The following is an 18,267-nucleotide window of genomic DNA, read 5'->3' as shown; positions in this document are numbered from 1 at the left end:
AAATGCATCGATTGGCTAAATTTGAGGCATAAAACCAGGAGACGAGTTTGCTTGAAGCGCTAATTGATCGATTTTGTTGACGTTCGGATAAATAATTCGGGTTGAAATGAGTGTTCAATAACGACGTCTTTATCGTTGTACACTTCCTGAAGTACCCAGCGAGCAGCCATTTTGCCCATTTCGTGAATTGGATTACTTACGGTAGACAATTTAGGTGAAATATATTGTGGGAAGGGGATATTATCGTAACCGATAAATGAAATATCTTCCGGTACACGTAACCCGTGCTCTAAGCATACGGCAATAGCCCCTGCGGCCATTTGATCATTGGCGCACACTACAGCTGTTATCGGCTTGTTTAACGACAATAAATGTTTCATTGCATTGCTACCTCCAAGTTCACGGAAATCGCCTTCGTAACAAAGCGTTTCATCAAACGGAACATGGTATTTTTGCAATGCTCTTTTATGGCCTTTTAAGCGATCACGCACATCGAGTTTGAATAGCGGTCCCGAAATATAGGCGAGGTGTTTATGTCCTAGGGATAAAATGTGTTCAGTTGCCATGTAACCACCTTGTTCATTTTCAAGGTAAACACAGCGATCTTTAATTTCATCGATATAGCGGTTAATAAAGACGATGGGCGTTGAGGCTTTACTGAGTTCAATTAAATATTCGTCAGACACGGCTTCAACATCTAAAATGAGTGCGTCGCAACCACGGCTCATTAAAAATTCCACTCCTTCTTTTTCTTGTTTTTCATCACTGTGACCCGCGGCAATGATGACGTGTTTATTGGCACTGCGCAGCACCATTTCAATTTCGGTCATCATCGGTCCATAAAATGGACCGTCCAGTTGCGACACCAACACTCCGACACTGTTTGAACGGTTTGACGCTAATGACTGAGCAATAGTGTTGGGGCGATAACCTAATGACTCCATCGCATCAACTACTTTTTGTTTCGTTTTATCGCTGACTTTGGTGTTGTTATTCATCACTCTGGACACAGTTGCCAGAGATACACCCGCCATTACAGATACATCGTAAATTGTTGCCATATAATTAGTTTGCAAAAGCCATCTTGGAGCACATGGCTCCAAGACTAACATGCTTTTATTTTGCTTCTCTATTTAATTCTAAGTGAATTTGGTCGACTTTTTGATTGTCTAAAACGTACCAGCGCATTACAAATGCAACCAATATCGATCCAATCGCAGGGTAAATTGTAAAAGATAACAATATCCCTTGCTGAGTGTTTGGTGTTTGAAGCGTATCAGCTTGGTAACCGTAGCCAGCTAACAACCAACCCGCAGCGGCACCACCAATGGCAACACCTAATTTAATGAAGAATATTACCGAAGAGTAAATCATCCCAGTAATACGAACACCATTTTTGTATTGACCATAATCAACTACATCTGCCATTTTTGCCCATAATAATGGGGTCGACATATTAAAAGTGAAACCCCAAATAATAAACATGAAGAATGCTAATTCAACTTGGTTACTGGGTACAAAGTAGCTCACTATACACATGGCCGCGGCTAACAATTGCAGGGTAATATAAGCTTTAACTTTACAAAAACGTTTTGCTAAAGGTTGGGCTAAAATGCAACCAAAAATATTACCGACCATTCCCAGCGTAATAAACAGGGTAATTGAGTCGGGCATGTTTAAGACATATTTAACATAATAAATAGCTAAGCTGGTGCGCAATACCATACCTGATAATAAACACACTGATGCAACGGATAACACGCGCCACTGATCGTTTTTAAGCATATCCGTGAAGTCTTTTTTGAAGCTAGATTGCTGATCAATCGGTGGGTGTAAGCGTTCCTTAGTGCCCCAAAAACACACCAAAAACATCGCTACACCCAAAATGCTCATGGCTGTAATGGTTAATTGGTAACCTTTAGCTTGGTCGCCTTCACCTAAAAACTCGACTAATGGCAGGGTTAATCCTGACACTAATAAACCGCCAAGCATTGCAAACACAAAACGGTAAGACTGTACTGAGACGCGCTCTTTTGGATCTGCTGTTAGTACACCGCCTAACGCACAATACGGAATGTTAATCGCGGTATAAACCATCATTAATGCAGTATAGGTGACGAAGGCATAAATCATTTTGCCATCTTCAGTTAAATCAGGGGTCGTAAAGGCCAACACACTGATGAAACCGAATGGCAGTGCAAACCATAACAAGTAGGGTCTAAATTTACCCCACCGGGTATTGGTTCTGTCTGCAAGAGCCCCCATTAAAGGGTCTGTTACGGCATCGATTAAGCGAACGGCTAAAAACATGGTGCCGACAAATGCTGGCGAAATACCGAAAATATCGGTATAGAAAAAGGTTAAAAACAGCATTACGGTTTGGAACACGATGTTACTCGCTGTGTCCCCAAGTCCGTAGGCTATTTTCTCTTTGATACTGATCATACATGCCCCAATTATTGTTGTTATTAATTAAAATGATGCGACTGTTTGAAGTTGGCTAAGTCATTTATGTAACATTCAGCGCTGATTAAATGACTATTTTCTAGCGCTGATAAAGTCTCGATACTCATAGGCACTGGCTTTTAGTGTTCGCTGTTGAGTTTGATAGTCAACATAGACGATTCCGAAACGTTTTAAATAACCTTCAGCCCACTCAAAGTTATCCATTAAGCTCCAGGCAAAGTAGCCTACAACGTTCACTCCTTGCTCAATAGCGTTATTAACGGCATTTAAATGGCCATTATAATATTCGACTCTATCTTGATCATCTACCTTACCATTAACCAGTTTATCGTCCATCGCCGCACCGTTTTCAGTTATGTATATTGGTGGCAAGGGATAAAGAGCATTTAATGAGGTTAATAAATCAGTAAAGGCTTGTGGGTAAATTTCCCAGCCAATGTCTGTTTTAGGTTTATCGACCATGTCTACTTGGCTAAAACCATTTACCGCATCCGCTTCATATACTGCACGGGTGTAGAAATTGATGCCTAAAAAGTCGATAGGTTGAGCAATAATATCAAAGTCGCCATCTTCGATGATGGGAACATCTTCAACTGCAAAATCATAAATTATTTCTGGATAACAACGATCAAAGAGTGGCTTTATGTACCATTGGTTGAAGTACTGATCGGCTTTGCTGGCAGCTTCGACATCGGCTGCTGAATCGGTTGCGCTATAACAAGGGGTAAAGTTAAGCACGATACCATTTAAGCTATTAGGGCTATTCTTTTGCAAAACTTTCATGGCTAAGCCATGAGCCAATAATAAATAGTGCGCTGATTGGCGTCCATAAGCTTTTTTGGCTAATCCTGGTGCATGTACTCCGATTTCATAACCTAAGTACGAGCTGCAAAAAGGTTCGTTAAATGTGGCGTACGAGTAAACTCTATCACCAAATGCTTGAGTAATTTTGTCGGCATAATCAGCAAAAAGATATGCTGTTTCACGATTTAACCAACCGCCATTGTCTTCAATATGTTGTGGTAAATCCCAGTGGTATAAAGTAACAAAAGTTTTAATTCCACGTTGATTTAACTCATCGAGTAAGTCGGTATAAAACTTAACACCTTGTGGATTTAGGCTGCCATCTTTGTTCATTACTCGCGGCCATGAAATCGATAAACGGTAAGCGTCAACACCTAATGATTCAATTAAATCGACATCTTCACGCCATAATTTTACATGCTCGCAAGCTTGTTCTCCGTCTGAACCATCACGAATTTTCTCTGGGATGGCACAAAATGTGTCCCATATACAAGGGAGGCGTGATGCCACTGCGCCTTCAATTTGAAAAGAAGCAGTCGCCACACCAAAGGTGAACGCTTTTGAATGCATTTTGGAATCGGCTGGTAACATAATTTTCATATTTTAATTCACTTAGTATTGATTAATTTTTTCTATTTTTATGATTAACTAATTTGCTTGAAACACACTGGTAATGGCATTGTGCCACGTTAGTTACACAGTAAAGATTATGCTCTAGTAGTTAAAAATCGTTGACATCAGTTATCGATATGTTAAAAATGAAAGCGCTTACATTGAGATTAGTGATTAATTATCCAAAGGTCAATAATTGATTTGGCTAATTATTAAATCCTCATCTGCTTGAACAGGTATGGGGAAGGTGATGAGTCAAATAGCGAGAGTTTACGGGGGAGTTAACTTTCAAACGACGATGATTGATTTTGATTCACTGTCATTATGGGCAGAAACCCAAGATAACTATTAACAAAAATAAGGGAATGTCATGGCGACTTCACAACTTCAATCTGAACTGGCAAATGCCAATTCAACACACCAGCAAGGTAACTTTCGCTTTGCGTTAGTGGCATTAACATCATTATTTTTTATGTGGGGTTTCTTAACCTGCTTGAATGATATTTTAATCCCTTATCTAAAAAACATGTTCGACCTTAACTACACCCAAGCAATGCTGGTGCAGTTTTGCTTTTTTGGTGCCTATTTTATTGTGTCGATTCCAGCTGGTGCGCTAGTGGGTAAAATTGGTTATCAAAAAGGGATTATTACCGGATTGATTATTGCCTGCATTGGTTGTTTATTATTTTATCCATCAGCCAGTTATGGCTCATATAACATGTTTCTGTTTGCTTTTTTTGTATTGGCATCCGGTATTACTATTTTACAAGTTTCAGCAAACCCATATGTGAGTGTACTTGGGCCGGCTGAAACAGCATCATCAAGACTGACATTAACTCAAGCATTTAATTCGTTAGGTACGACTGTTGCGCCATTTTTTGGTAGTTGGTTAATTTTATCAACCGTTGAACACGATGAAAAAATCACTGAAGTTGGTGAAGTGATTGGTCAGTTGTCAGTACAGCAGCAGGCGAGTGCGGTACAAACTCCATATTTAATTTTAGCCGCGTCATTGTTTGCATTAGCACTTATTTTCATGTTGTTAAAATTACCGTTATTGGGAAAAAGAGAAGCTAAGTCTAAGACCTCTGCATCGGGGAGTGCTTGGCAGTATCCGCATTTAGTGTTGGGGGCTGTGGGGATTTTTGTCTATGTTGGCGCTGAAGTAGGTATTGGTAGTTTTCTGATTAGTTTTATTACTCAAGATGGAACGAGTGGCGTATCTGAATCTGAAGCTGCACATTATATAGCTTATTACTTTGGTGGCGCTATGGTGGGACGATTTATTGGCGCTGCAGTGATGCAAAAAATTAAAGCCGGTAAGGTGTTAGCATTTAATGCCTTATGTGCGTGCATTTTAGTTGCTGCTGCAATATTGAGTGCCGGCACTGTTGCCATGTGGGCATTGTTGTTAGTGGGTTTGTGTAATTCAATTATGTTCCCCACTATTTTTAGTTTAGCGCTACAGGATTTAAAACAACACACTAGCCAAGGTTCAGGTATTTTATGCTTAGCCATTGTTGGTGGTGCAGTATTACCCTTATTACAAGGCATGTTAGCTGACAGCATGGGAATACAATTTGCCTTTATTTTACCACTATTATGCTACGGCTTTATTGGCTACTACGGTTTGATTGGATGTGATGTAAAACGTCCCGAGACAACAGAAAATGCCTAAGGGAAATAGAATGAAACAGACTCAATTGCAAGGTGTCACGAGAGTAAATATGCTAACAAAAATCAGCTTGATAACCTTAGGGGGGTTGCTTGGGCTTAGCGGATGTGGCGACAATCAAACCACTAATCAGCTTGCTACAGAAGCCGCGGTTGTTACAGTCACCGCGGATGAAACGGCATCAAACACATTAACCATTTGGCCTGAATTAACGCCAGCAATAGCAAAGGATCCTGTATTAGAAGCTAAAATTGCTGGATTAGTTTCCAAAATGACACTTGAGCAAAAAGTCGCGCAGATGATCCAGCCTGAAATTCGCGATATCACTGTTGAAGATATGCGTCAATATGGCTTTGGATCTTATCTTAACGGTGGTGGTGCTTACCCTAATAATGACAAACACGCTACGCCGGCAGATTGGATTGCGTTAGCAGAATCATTTTATCAAGCATCGATAGATGACAGTGTCGATGGCATTAATATTCCGACTATGTGGGGTACTGACGCCGTACATGGGCATAACAATGTGATTGGTGCGACCTTATTTCCACATAATATTGGTTTAGGTGCTGCGAATAATCCAAAATTGATTGAGCAAATAGCGGCTATTACAGCCCAAGAAGTAATGGTTACGGGGATTGATTGGGTGTTTGCTCCTACTGTTGCCGTGGTGCGCGATGATCGTTGGGGCCGAACTTATGAAGGTTACTCTGAAGATCCACAGATTGTAAAAGCATACGCGTATGCCATTGTCGAAGGTTTGCAAGGTTCTGTTAAAGCCGATTTTTTATCTGACCAACATGTTATATCAACGGTAAAACACTTTATCGGTGATGGCGGGACTGAAAACGGCATAGATCAAGGCGATAATATTGCCAGCGAACAAGACTTATATGACATACATGCCCAAGGTTATGTGGGTGGCTTAAATGCTGGGGCGCAAAGTGTTATGGCCTCATTTAACAGCTGGCACGGGGTTAAAAACCATGGTAACAAATACCTGTTAACAGATGTGCTTAAAGATAAATTAAATTTCGATGGTTTCGTCGTGGGTGATTGGAATGGTCACGGACAAGTTGCTGGTTGTAGCAATGAGTCTTGTGCTCAATCTGTCAATGCCGGATTAGATATCTTTATGGTGCCTACAGCTGCATGGAAACCATTATATGAAAATACCATTGCTCAAGTTAATAGCGGTGAAATTAGCCAAGCGCGGATAGATGATGCGGTAAGCCGTATTTTACGAGTAAAGTTTCGTGCGGGTTTGTTTGATAAACCTAGCCCTGCAAATCGTCCATTATCGGGTAAAACTGAATTAATAGGTCAAGCGAGTCATCGCGATGTTGCCCGTCAAGCGGTGCGCGAGTCGTTGGTGCTGCTTAAGAATAATCAATCGTTATTGCCGCTCAAGCCAAATGCAAAAGTACTTGTTGCTGGCGACGCTGCTGACAATATAGGTAAACAATCAGGGGGTTGGACGATTACTTGGCAGGGTACCGATAATAAAAACTCCGATTTTCCTGGTGCAACTTCAATTTATTCAGGTATCAAGCAGGTGGTCACCCAAGGCGGTGGAGAAGCAATGTTAAGTGTGACGGGTGAATTTAGCCCAGAACAGAAGCCTGATGTTGCCATTGTAGTGTTTGGCGAAGAACCTTATGCCGAGGGCAATGGTGATATTGATAACCTAGAATATCAACGTGGTGATAAGCGAGATTTGGCGTTATTGAAAAAGCTGAAGGCGCAAGGTATCCCTGTTGTGTCAGTATTTATCAGCGGTCGCCCAATGTGGGTTAATTCTGAGTTTAATCAGTCAGATGCTTTTGTTGCTGCTTGGCTTCCTGGGTCTGAAGGTCAAGGTATTGCAGATGTGTTGTTCACAAAGCCAGACGGGAGTGTTGGTTATGATTTTGTCGGTAAATTGTCATTCTCGTGGCCATCTACACCACAACAAACTCAAGTGAATGTGCCATTAGTACAAGATAAAAGTGCGCAAGCACAAGCTGACTATCAACCGCTTATTCCTTACGGATATGGGTTAAGCTATCAGTCAGCATCAACCGATGCGATAGCCTTAGATAAGTTATCAGAAGATAATTTTTCAGCAACTCAAACACTTGAAGACTTAGCTTTATTTGAACGAGCAGTGAAATCTCCTTGGTCAATGTACATAGCGACCAATAATGAGCGACAGGGCTTATCAAGCAGCGTGGCAAACAATAATGCACTGAATATCCGTACTATGGATCGCGTAGTGCAAGAAGATGCTCGCTTAGTCTCTTTTAATGGTAGTGAGCTAGGGACTGTTGGTTTAATCAGTAATTTTCCGCGCGATCTTAGAGCCTATAGCAATCGTGATTCAGTGTTATCTGTAAGTATTAAAGCGCTACAGTTAGTGCAAAAACCGCTGTGGCTAGGCTTGGCGTGCGAAGGAGACTGTCGTCAACAAGTGGATATTACCAAATTGGTTAATGCTAAATTAGGTGACTGGCAAAATATCAATATTTCATTGGCCTGTTTTGCAGGAGAACCAATGGACTTTGGTAAAATTACGATACCATTTTATCTTACGACTGACGCTAAAGTAGACATCAGTTTTAGTGATGTTGTGATTAAAACAACTTCAACTGAAAATACGATTCGATGTAATTAATCAATGAGACGTTAACGCTCTGGTTAGACTTACCTAGATAGGTATGTCTAGCCAAGGGTCACTGAAATATAAGTCGTTAAATGATGATGCTACATTTTATTAACGGGTTCGCTCCATAATTGAATACGAATGCATAAACACACTGTTTGTTTTGAGCCGGGCGACGTTTAGCTTAGTATAGAACTGGTTTTATTTTGTTGCGGGTATGTTGTATCAATGTGGTGGTTTTGTCTGCTGTTTTTTTCGAGTCCTTTTGGATTAAGTACAATCAAAAAGTTATCAATCTATGATGTTAACAATGGCATAATGTCGTATCAATAGTGTGTTGATCGCTAGCGCGATATGAATTTTATAAGGAATTGATTTGTCTAACATTGTATTTTCTAAAACAGATTTGCAGCTGATAGTGACACTCGCCAAGCAAGCTGGTGAAGCCATTATGCAGGTTTATGCTCAAACTGATCTGCAGATTGAAGTTAAACAAGACGATAGCCCGGTTACTGCTGCTGATATCGCTAGTCACAATGTAATTGTCGCTGGTCTTAAACAGCATTTTGCAGATATTCCAGTTATGAGTGAAGAAGCGGCTGATATTAGCTGGGCTGAACGACAATCATGGCAAACCTATTGGTTGATCGATCCTCTGGATGGCACCAAAGAATTTATTAAACGCAATGGTGAATTTACCGTCAATATTGCGCTGATCCACCAAGGACAAGCTATTGCTGGCGTAGTGTATGCGCCAGTGTTAGATAAATGCTATAGCGGCATAGTCGGCCAAGGTGCTTGGCTTGAGCATAACGGCTTGATAGCAACATTAGATATTCGTAACCGGGAATTGCAATCGCCACCTATTGTGGTGGGGAGTCGTTCCCATATTAGCCCTGATGTTGCCGCCTATTTACAGACTATTGGTGAGCACAAGATGCTCAGTGTCGGTAGCTCGTTAAAGTTTTGCATGATTGCAGAAGGTCAAGCGGATGTTTATCCAAGGTTAGGCCTTACCAGTGAATGGGATACTGCAGCCGCGCAAGCGGTATTAGAAAGTGCGGGTGGACAGGTAGTTGAATATCCTGGGCTAACACCGCTTCAATATAACCAGAAAGAAAATATTTTAAATCCGTATTTTATTGCCGCTTCATCGGCATGGTTTGCACGTAAATAGCTCGAGTGTCAATCGACCTTTGTAAGCTAAATATGGAACCCCAATTAATAATAAACAAGTGGAGTGACAAGTTATGATGCGCATGGGCGTCGATCTCGGTGGTACTAAAATTGAAATAGTGGCGTTAGCCGAAGACGGTACTGAAATATTCAGAAAGCGCATTCCAACGCCAAAAAACTATCCAGGTACCATAGAAGCCATTGTCAGTTTAGTTGCTGATGCGGAATCGGCAACGAAGCAAACCGGTTCTGTTGGTGTGGGCATTCCTGGTGTGGTATCTCCGTTTACTGGATTAGTCAAAAACTCTAATTCCACTTGGATTAACGGCCATCCTTTAGACAAAGATTTAAGCGAAGTATTACACCGAGAAGTACGTGTTGCCAACGATGCCAACTGTTTTGCTGTTTCAGAAGCAGTAGACGGTGCAGCAGCGGGTAAGCGTTTAGTATTTGGCGGTATTATTGGTACAGGTTGTGGTGCGGGCATATCTATAAATGGCACTGTTCATGCTGGTGGTAACGGTATTGCTGGCGAATGGGGCCACAACCCGTTACCTTGGATGACCCCCGATGAGTTTAATAGCACAACGTGTTTTTGTGGGAATCGCGATTGTATCGAAACCTTTATTTCGGGCACAGGCTTTATCCGAGACTTTCGCGCCGCAGGCGGTGACGCTACCAGTGGTATTCAAATTTCTGAGATGATGCAGCAAGGTGATCCGCTGGCAACCGCGGCATTTAAGCGTTTTATCGACCGTTTAGCTCGTTCACTCGCACATGTGATTAATATGATGGACCCAGACATCATTGTATTGGGTGGTGGCGTATCTAATATTGACGCCATTTACACTGAGTTACCGTCATTATTACCGAAATACGTTGTCGGCCGTGAGTGCGAAACTCAAGTCGTGAAGAATCAATTTGGCGCATCTTCGGGCGTTCGTGGGGCTGCATGGTTGTGGGGCAAAGACGAAAAATAGTCTCAATATTATATCGATGATAGTCAATCCCAATTCAAATCGTTAAGGGATAACTCACCAAACGGCACTTAAACAGTGCCGTTTTTGTTATAGGAATAACTGTCGCTAGGGTTTGTATTCGGAGCTGATAACGATAAACTAGCGACAGTTTTTATTGATTAAGTGATATACGGATGTTTTGGCTTAAGAAAGTGTTATCCCAATTAGTGATGCCCATTCCCTTTAGCATATTGTTATTAATTATTGCAGCCATTTTATGGCGAACCCAGCGGGCCACTTTGCTGCGATTAGGCCGAGTTGCATTGGTTATCGCTATATTGGTGCTAGTACTAACCAGCCAATCCCAAGTGAGTTATTTTTTAGCCGATTCGTTAGAGTCGCAGTATCAAGTTAACCATCAACCTATAACGGGCAGTTGTGTTGTGATGGTATTGGGGTCGGGTAATCTTGAGCAATCTGGCCATACAGCAGTACAGCAATTATCATCCACGGCACTGGCTCGTTTAAGTGAGGGAATACGGCAGTATGGTCTTGGTCAGCACTGTACCTTAGTTGTCAGTGGCTGGAGCGGTGGCAACCGACCTACAGCCCATGCGACTATGATGGCCCAAGCCGCACAAGAATTAGGGATCCCGAAAACCAGTATATTGGTCTTTAATCAACCTAAAGACACCATTGAAGAAGCTTATGCACTTAAAAGCATGATTGGCTATAAACCGTTTAGGTTAGTCACTTCGGCGACTCATATGCCACGTTCAATGCGAATTTTTACCTCATTGGGAATGCAACCTCAAGCAGCGCCAAGCGATTTTATTGCTAGCCGTGGTTATTGGTGGCGTTTAAATGCGGATCAGTTACTTACGTCGCAACGAGCTATCCATGAATATGTGGGGATATTATGGCTACAAATAAAAGGTCTACCAACAGGTAACACTGTCGGCCTAATGAATAATCTTGAGTAATCGTATGTGGAATAAATTATCAATGAGAAGGATATTTTCGTGAGTGATGAGCAAATGCTAATCAGCCCTTATTCTAAGCGCAATGGCATAACACTCTCCATTGTTGGTGCAGTCAGTTTAATCGCTAGCTTGATTATTTTTATCGGGTTTAAAGGTTTTTTTGTACTTGGTATGTTGTGCTTTGCCCTTGGATCGGTAGGACTTATTTTAGGGTTTGCTAAACTGTATCAGCCAGCCGTGAGCTTTAAGTTAACCACAGAAGGTGTAGAATTTTTTCATCGTCGCGGACAAGTTTTTATTGAATGGCATAATATTCAGCGCGTTGATAGCGTACGGGTAAATCAAAATATGGAGCTGATTGAACTGCCCTATATTGGTGTCAAACTTAAACAGATTAATCCTATTTTAGATTGTATTTCGCCACGTCTGGCCACCGGATTATTAACCGAACAACGTCCATTATTAATGACGGCCGCCACCCAAGATGAAGATTTACAAAGTTTAGAAGGTTATTTAGGCGTGGAATACACGCCGCTGCTGGTAAATGGCGATCGCTATCGTGGCGTATTGGCCATGTTTGGTCATCGTTGCCAAACGTTACATGAGCAGTTGGGGTATCATTTATATTTATCCATCGACAGCTTAGACAGAGAACCAAAAGAGTTTGTGGTGTTGTTGCGTCAATGGCAGCAGAAACTTCAAGGAATTGATAAGTAATATATTTATAAATAAAAGTAGATCATCTAGGAGCTTAAATGTCACAAGTTGAGTTATTACAAGGTGGTTGTTTATGTGGTGCAATCCGTTATCAAGTTAGTGGTACACCATTTGATGCCGATCATTGCCATTGCAGTCAATGCCGTAAAAGTTCTGGTGCGGTGTTGGTGAGCTGGATGGATTTTCATCGTGAACAAGTGCAGTGGTTACAAGGACAAGTGACTGAGTTTGCTTCTTCAAACGATATACGTCGTGGCTTTTGTCAACAATGCGGCTGCTCATTGACTTTCCGACATCTGAGTTACCCGCAATACACTACATTATCGATCGCATCTTTAGATCAACCAGACCGAGTGCAACCGACTTATCATATTTAACCTGAACTCGGGATAAGAGATGATAATCTGATGATAAAGATCATGAACTTAAAAATTAACCACTATCAAACTTGCCATTTGTTTTACTAACAAGGCGAATTGACGCGTCAATAGCGGGTCTATTGCAAGTTAATTCAACGCAGCTAGCAAAGCAAAGGGCTGTTTGAAAGGCGTTTGTTATCCCGAGTTCAGGTTATCTACACTGATGAACAAGTGAGTTGGTTAAAAATTGACGATAGTTGTCGACGTTATAAGGCCGCGAGAACGGTGGATTAAGCGCTGGTAGGTGTATCTCGGTGACGGTAACCTAAAAATTGACCTCCGTCTAAAATCTCAATATTTTCACAATATGCATCACCTTCAAAAACGCCTTGATCATGCAGGGTGACTTTTTTACAACGAGCTTCTCCCGTCAATTGTCCTGAAATCATCAACTCGCGACATAAAATATCACCATCAACGGTTCCGTTAGGCTCAATCGTTACATTGCCTTGGGCTTTTATATCACCGTTGATATAGCCAGCAATGAGCACGTCACCGCTAAAAATAAGTTTGCCGGTTAAATGACATTCTTGAGCGATGAAACTGAGTGAATTAGCAGGTTTTTTTTGACCAAACATCTTAGTGCTCTTATGGTTATATTGTGTGGGTAATATAGCGTTATCAATTGAGAAACAACATCAAAACAGCTAACAGTATTTGTGACAACCTTGACTTTTTTGTCGATAAACTTAGCTTGGATGACCGATAAGTATTGCATCAGTAGGGCAAGGTGACACACATGCACCACAGCCAGTACAGGCATCAATATCTATCACGGGTTTGGGAACTTGGCCTACCGCCATGATAAAGCTAATTGCGCGGGGATCGCAGGCGTCTTTACAGCTTTGACACCAGACTCCTTTAGCGGTTAAACAGCTATCTTTAATACTGGCGACAATTGTCCACGGCAATACCGCCGTGTCATCAAATACAGGTTCAGGACACACCTCAACGCATTGCTTACAAAAGGTGCATTCATTTTTAGTAAAATCAATTTCAGGAAAGCCACCTTCACCACGTTTAATGATTTGGGTTTCACAGACGCTTATGCACTTATCACAGCGGGTGCAGTTGTCCGTAAATTCTTGGTCTGTTTTGCTCCAAGGCGGGCGAGTCACATTGGACTTTCTGCGACTAAAAAGATTACGACGACTTTGATTAATACCTTGGGTCATTTGGGTTCCAATTGGACTTAAACACATTTGCTGCAGTCAATATTAGCATTAACTGCAGCACCAAATTGTTAAGCGCTTGGCAATTCATACCAATTCCAATAATTATCTGGTCATTCAGCGAGAGTTCTGCACTTTCTAGGCAAGTAATAGGATAGTGCTCTCGGCAACTGCTCCTGCGTTGCTCTACCTCCAGCATCCATGCCATCGTACGTCAAAATTCTATTAAGTAGCATAGTAGGTGCATAAACTCGCCCTGCGGGAGCCACTCAGGCTTTCCATTATTTTGTTGCATTGCTTCATAAGGGAATAACCATTCTTTTAACAATGCGCCTCAAACTGAAAAACCTGAGTGACTCTGATTGCTCACCTAATTAACGGAGTTGGTATTGTAACCATCAGGATTATTTGATTGCCATTTCCAACTACTGTTGGCCATGTCTTCAACTGTATGAGTTGCACGCCAATCCAATTCTGTAGCGGCAAAGCTTGGGTCGGCATAACAGGCAGCAATATCGCCAGGACGACGAGGACTAATTTGATAAGCAATGGTTTTTCCGCAAGCTTTCTCAAATGCCTTGACCATGTCTAACACGCTGTAGCCTATGCCGGTGCCGAGATTATAAGTCACCAAACCTGGTTTGGTTTGCAACTTTTTAAGCGCTTGTAAGTGGCCGACAGCTAAATCAACAACGTGGATATAATCACGCACGCCAGTACCATCAGGGGTATTGTAGTCATTACCAAAGACACTTAACTTTTCACGCTTACCAACGGCAACTTGAGCAATAAACGGCATTAAGTTATTTGGAATATCGTTAGGGTCTTCGCCAATTAAGCCACTTTCGTGGGCGCCAACAGGGTTGAAATAACGTAAGCGGGCAATGTTCCAGCTGTTATCTGAGTTATGTAGGTCAGCTAAAATATACTCCACCATTAATTTTGACTGACCATATGGGTTGGTGGCACCCGTTGGAAAGTCTTCTTTAATCGGTAAGCTGGCTGGGTCGCCATATACGGTTGCCGATGAGCTGAACACTAAGTTTTTAACATTATTTTCGGCCATTACTTGGCATAAAATAATGGTGCCTGTGACGTTATTTTCGTAATATTTTAAAGGCTTAGCGACTGATTCTCCTACCGCTTTTAATCCTGCAAAATGAATCACTGATTCGATGCGATGGTCAGTAAAGACTTTTTGTAATAATGATTTATTTAAAATGTCGCCTTGATAAAAAGTGACATCTTTTCCTGTAATAGTTCGCACTCGCGCCAATGCTTCGACACTTGAGTTTGATAGATTGTCTACGATGACGACTTCCTGTCCGGCCTTTAATAGCTCTACTACGGTATGTGTACCAATATAGCCAGCGCCACCGGTTACCAAAATTGTCATAGTTTAATCGTCCTGTGAATTAATGAACCAAGTTTTGTTTATATTGTAAATTATCACTGGCCAATCGTCAGTTAAATTATTGATGCAGCATCCAAATAAACGCTCAACGTTTTTCGGGAATGGGATAATAAGGTGAGTAAACGTGTCGATATTATCGCCATTAATGTGTTAGTTGTATTTATTTGTTTACGTTTTGAGCTAGATAACAGTTAGACAAAAAACTGTGAAACAGTTAACAAAACGTCAACCTTAGCACACTATGTAGGGAGTCAAGTTGACGTAAAGTGGAACCTATGAGTGCAACAACAAAATATATAGCACATCAACCTGATGCCCAAGGTTACATTGATTACTCAGAGCATGAGAATCAATTATGGCAACAATTGTATCAACGCCAAGTAACCAATATGCCTGGTCGTGCATGTCAAGCATATCTAAAAGGGCTAGATGCATTAGGTATGTCGATTGATCGCATTCCGCAATTGCCTGAAATCGATAAAGTGTTGCTTGATGCAACGGGTTGGAAAACCGCAGCAGTGCCTGCATTGATTTCATTTGGACGTTTCTTTGAGTTACTGGCCAATAAAGAGTTTCCTGTGGCAACGTTTATTCGTGGCAAAGAAGAGTTTGATTACCTGCAAGAACCTGATATTTTTCATGAAATATTTGGCCATTGTCCATTGTTAACCAATCCTTCTTTCGCGCATTTTTCGCATATGTATGGTCAGTTAGGGCTAGCCGCAACGAAAGAAGAGCGAGTGTTTTTGGCGCGATTATATTGGTTCACTATTGAGTTCGGCCTAGTCCAAGCAAAAAATGAATCACTGCAAATCTACGGCGGCGGCATTTTAAGTTCACCGGGTGAAACCATGTATGCATTAAGTAATAGCCCTGAACGCAAACCGTTTGATTTACTTGATGTACTGCGTACGCCATATCGAATTGATATTATGCAGCCTATTTATTATGTGATTGATAATATTGATTATCTGGATGAGATTGCTCGTATGGACATTATGAGTATGGTGACAGAAGCACGCCAATTAGGCATGTTTGAGCCTAAATTCGCTCCAAAAGTTAAAGCCAGTTAACGATTTGTTGTAGTAGAGCTTGTGGCTCAATAACCTGCAAGTTAGACACTATTTAATTAAGCCAAGGAGTACAAATGAATGCATTAACCGAGATGAAGTGTGAAGCATGCCAAGCAGATGCACCAAAAGTAACCGATGCAGAGTTGGCAGAACTTATCGGTATGATCCCAGATTGGGGCGTTGAAGTTCGTGACGGCATTATGCAGTTAGAGCGGGTATATAAATTTAAAAATTTTAAGTTAGCGATGGCCTTTACTAATAAGTTGGCCGATTTAGCTGAAGCCGAGTTTCATCACCCTGGTATCTTAACTGAGTGGGGCAAAGTTACCGTGACTTGGTGGTCACACTCGATTAAGGGGTTACACAAGAACGATTTCATCATGGCAGCCAAGACCGACCAGTTGCTTGATTAGTCGTTATCACCATCTATTTCAGTACATTACGTAAACGTAATGTACTGAAATAATTGCTCTGTTACAACTCTGCTGTAAACTTCACTTGCCACCGAGGCAATATCCCTCTAACGTTGTGCCAAATTTCCAAAACAAACTTTAATATATAGGGAATCGTTGCATTATGCGTTTGGAAGTCAGTTGTATCGATCGTGTTGGTTTAGCGAAAGACATCCTAGTCGTGCTTGAGAATTATGGCATTAACTTAATTGCTATTGATGCCAGTAATAAAGGTTTCCTATTTTTGCAATTTGCAGAAATCAGTTTCGAAACCTTGCGTGAACTTATGCCACAAATTCGTAAAGTCGAAAGTGTGCATGATGTTCGTACGGTCTCTTTTATGCCTTCAGAGCAAGAGCACTACGCGTTAAAGACATTGCTTAAAACCTTACCAGATTCAGTTTTTTCAATCGATGTGAAAGGACGGGTTCGTATTGCGAATGAGTCTGCATTATTGACGCTCGGCATGGGCGAGCATGAAGTAGTAGGGGAGTCACTGAATCATTGGGTGCAAGCATTTAATTTTGCCCGTTGGATGAGTGAAACGCCTGTATTACCTCAAGCAACTCGTGTGCAAATTAACTCGAACGAGTATTTAGCCGAAATGTTGCCTATTTACTTACCTGATGATAATGATAAGACAATATTAGGTGGGGCTGTTATCTCGCTAAAGTCACCTGCCAGAGTGGGTAAGCAGTTTAATGCGTTGCAAAATCAGACTACTGGTTTTGACAATGTATTAGCCGTTAGCGATAAAATGAAAGATATACTCAAGCAAGCCAAGCGTATGGCGCAACTTGATGCCCCGTTATTGATTACAGGTGAAACCGGTACGGGTAAAGAGTTAATGGCCCGAGCAAGCCATGATGCCAGTATGCGCCGCGAACATCCGTTTATTGCTATTAACTGTGCAGCACTGCCAGATAGCGTCGCCGAAGAAGAATTATTTGGTTTTGTCAGTAATGGCACTGTTGTTAAACGAGGTTTCTTTGAAGAAGCTAAAGGCGGTACGGTGTTTCTTGATGAAATCGCCGAGATGTCTAAAGCCGCGCAAGTTAAATTACTGCGTTTATTACAAGATGGCACCTTTAGGCGCATAGGTGGTGATGAAGAAATTCGCGCCGATGTACGGATTATTTGTTCAACCCAAAAGCATTTAGCAGAACTTTGCCAAACAGGTGAGTTTAGAGAAGATTTATATTATCGTATTCACGTATTGAGTTATCACATACCCTCATTGCGTGAACGACGTGTTGATGTGCTACCGTTAACTGAGATGTTTTTAGAACATTACAGTCAGCAGTTATCGAGCCCTTTAAGACGTATTTCGGCAAGCTGTCGTGATTACCTGTTTACTTATGCGTGGCCGGGTAATGTGCGTCAGTTGAAAAATGCTATTTTTAGAGCGGTATCAATGTGGGATGGTTCAACAGAATTGACCGTTGAACAACTTAAATTACCGTCATATGCCGAAGGCTTTGGTTATTTCGATGAAGAATTCGAAGGTACCCTCGATGAAGCGATGAAAGAATACGAAGCGAGTTTATTACGCCGGTTATACCCTGCATACCCAAGTACGCGACAATTAGCCAAAAAACTTGGGGTATCGCATACCGCTATTGCCAATAAGTTGCGTGACTACAGTATTAGTAAGAAAAAGTAATGTAACGATTTAATGCCAGCTTATTGCTGGCATTTTAGTCA

The 18,267-nt window shown here is 41.5% G+C and carries 15 protein-coding genes and 1 pseudogene; 10 read left to right on the top strand and 6 right to left on the bottom strand.

Annotated elements, in window-relative coordinates; all coding sequences use genetic code 11:
- Positions 1 to 59: 59 nt before the first annotated feature.
- From FH971_RS13095 to FH971_RS13085, 3 genes are all read right to left on the bottom strand, one after another.
- Positions 60 to 1,061 (bottom strand): LacI family DNA-binding transcriptional regulator, encoded by a 1,002-nt coding sequence (locus FH971_RS13095; RefSeq protein ID WP_140235600.1) that lies wholly within the window; start codon positions 1,059 to 1,061, stop codon positions 60 to 62.
- A 55-nt stretch (positions 1,062 to 1,116) separates the two neighbouring features.
- A complete protein-coding gene (locus tag FH971_RS13090) occupies positions 1,117 to 2,445 on the bottom strand; it encodes a glycoside-pentoside-hexuronide (GPH):cation symporter (protein WP_140234591.1) in 1,329 nt (442 codons plus the stop codon).
- A 93-nt stretch (positions 2,446 to 2,538) separates the two neighbouring features.
- Entirely contained in the window at positions 2,539 to 3,870 is a 1,332-nt protein-coding gene (locus FH971_RS13085; RefSeq protein ID WP_140234590.1) for a GH1 family beta-glucosidase, read from the bottom strand.
- 382 nt (positions 3,871 to 4,252) lie between these two features.
- On the opposite strand from FH971_RS13085, the gene fucP reads away from it, so the two are divergent.
- The 7 genes and pseudogenes from fucP to FH971_RS13050 form a co-directional block, all read left to right on the top strand.
- Entirely contained in the window at positions 4,253 to 5,560 is a 1,308-nt protein-coding gene (fucP, locus tag FH971_RS13080) for an L-fucose:H+ symporter permease (RefSeq protein WP_140234589.1), read from the top strand.
- Between the two features lie 10 nt (positions 5,561 to 5,570).
- Positions 5,571 to 8,210: a glycoside hydrolase family 3 protein gene (locus FH971_RS13075; protein WP_140234588.1), complete on the top strand. Its 2,640-nt coding sequence runs from the start codon at positions 5,571 to 5,573 to the stop codon at positions 8,208 to 8,210.
- 364 nt (positions 8,211 to 8,574) lie between these two features.
- Positions 8,575 to 9,375 (top strand): 3'(2'),5'-bisphosphate nucleotidase CysQ, encoded by an 801-nt coding sequence (gene cysQ / locus FH971_RS13070; RefSeq protein WP_140234587.1) that lies wholly within the window; start codon positions 8,575 to 8,577, stop codon positions 9,373 to 9,375.
- A gap of 73 nt (positions 9,376 to 9,448) precedes the next feature.
- Positions 9,449 to 10,354, top strand: coding sequence for a fructokinase (gene mak / locus FH971_RS13065; RefSeq protein WP_137226598.1), 906 nt, complete (start codon positions 9,449 to 9,451; stop codon positions 10,352 to 10,354).
- A gap of 173 nt (positions 10,355 to 10,527) precedes the next feature.
- On the top strand, positions 10,528 to 11,316 hold the full coding sequence (locus FH971_RS13060) for a YdcF family protein (protein WP_140234586.1): 789 nt from the start codon (positions 10,528 to 10,530) through the stop codon (positions 11,314 to 11,316).
- A 33-nt stretch (positions 11,317 to 11,349) separates the two neighbouring features.
- Entirely contained in the window at positions 11,350 to 12,033 is a 684-nt protein-coding gene (locus tag FH971_RS13055; protein ID WP_167496099.1) for a DUF2982 domain-containing protein, read from the top strand.
- 38 nt (positions 12,034 to 12,071) lie between these two features.
- A pseudogene (locus tag FH971_RS13050) lies at positions 12,072 to 12,407 on the top strand (GFA family protein); the annotation flags it as partial.
- A gap of 275 nt (positions 12,408 to 12,682) precedes the next feature.
- On the opposite strand, the gene FH971_RS13045 reads toward FH971_RS13050, so the two are convergent.
- From FH971_RS13045 to galE, 3 genes are all read right to left on the bottom strand, one after another.
- A complete protein-coding gene (locus tag FH971_RS13045) occupies positions 12,683 to 13,030 on the bottom strand; it encodes a bactofilin family protein (RefSeq protein WP_140234584.1) in 348 nt (115 codons plus the stop codon).
- Positions 13,031 to 13,141: 111 nt separating this feature from the next.
- Positions 13,142 to 13,627 carry a ferredoxin-type protein NapF gene (napF, locus tag FH971_RS13040; protein ID WP_140234583.1) on the bottom strand — a complete coding sequence of 162 codons (486 nt, stop codon included), beginning with the start codon at positions 13,625 to 13,627 and terminating at the stop codon, positions 13,142 to 13,144.
- Between the two features lie 367 nt (positions 13,628 to 13,994).
- Positions 13,995 to 15,020 carry a UDP-glucose 4-epimerase GalE gene (gene galE, locus FH971_RS13035; protein WP_140234582.1) on the bottom strand — a complete coding sequence of 342 codons (1,026 nt, stop codon included), beginning with the start codon at positions 15,018 to 15,020 and terminating at the stop codon, positions 13,995 to 13,997.
- A 293-nt stretch (positions 15,021 to 15,313) separates the two neighbouring features.
- Between galE and phhA the strand changes: the two genes are divergently transcribed.
- From phhA to tyrR, 3 genes are all read left to right on the top strand, one after another.
- The gene (phhA, locus tag FH971_RS13030) at positions 15,314 to 16,111 is read left to right on the top strand and encodes a phenylalanine 4-monooxygenase (protein WP_140234581.1); all 798 of its coding nucleotides are present in this window, start codon (positions 15,314 to 15,316) and stop codon (positions 16,109 to 16,111) included.
- A 74-nt stretch (positions 16,112 to 16,185) separates the two neighbouring features.
- Complete coding sequence (locus FH971_RS13025; RefSeq protein WP_137226605.1) at positions 16,186 to 16,524, top strand: 4a-hydroxytetrahydrobiopterin dehydratase; 339 nt, start codon at positions 16,186 to 16,188, stop codon at positions 16,522 to 16,524.
- 163 nt (positions 16,525 to 16,687) lie between these two features.
- Positions 16,688 to 18,226, top strand: coding sequence for a transcriptional regulator TyrR (gene tyrR / locus FH971_RS13020; RefSeq protein WP_140234580.1), 1,539 nt, complete (start codon positions 16,688 to 16,690; stop codon positions 18,224 to 18,226).
- Positions 18,227 to 18,267 lie beyond the last annotated feature (41 nt).

This window comes from Shewanella polaris (genome assembly GCF_006385555.1).
Taxonomy (GTDB): Bacteria; Pseudomonadota; Gammaproteobacteria; order Enterobacterales; family Shewanellaceae; genus Shewanella; species Shewanella polaris.
The sequence above is the reverse complement of the archived record's forward strand: the minus strand, read 5'-3'. Positions and strand labels throughout refer to the sequence as shown.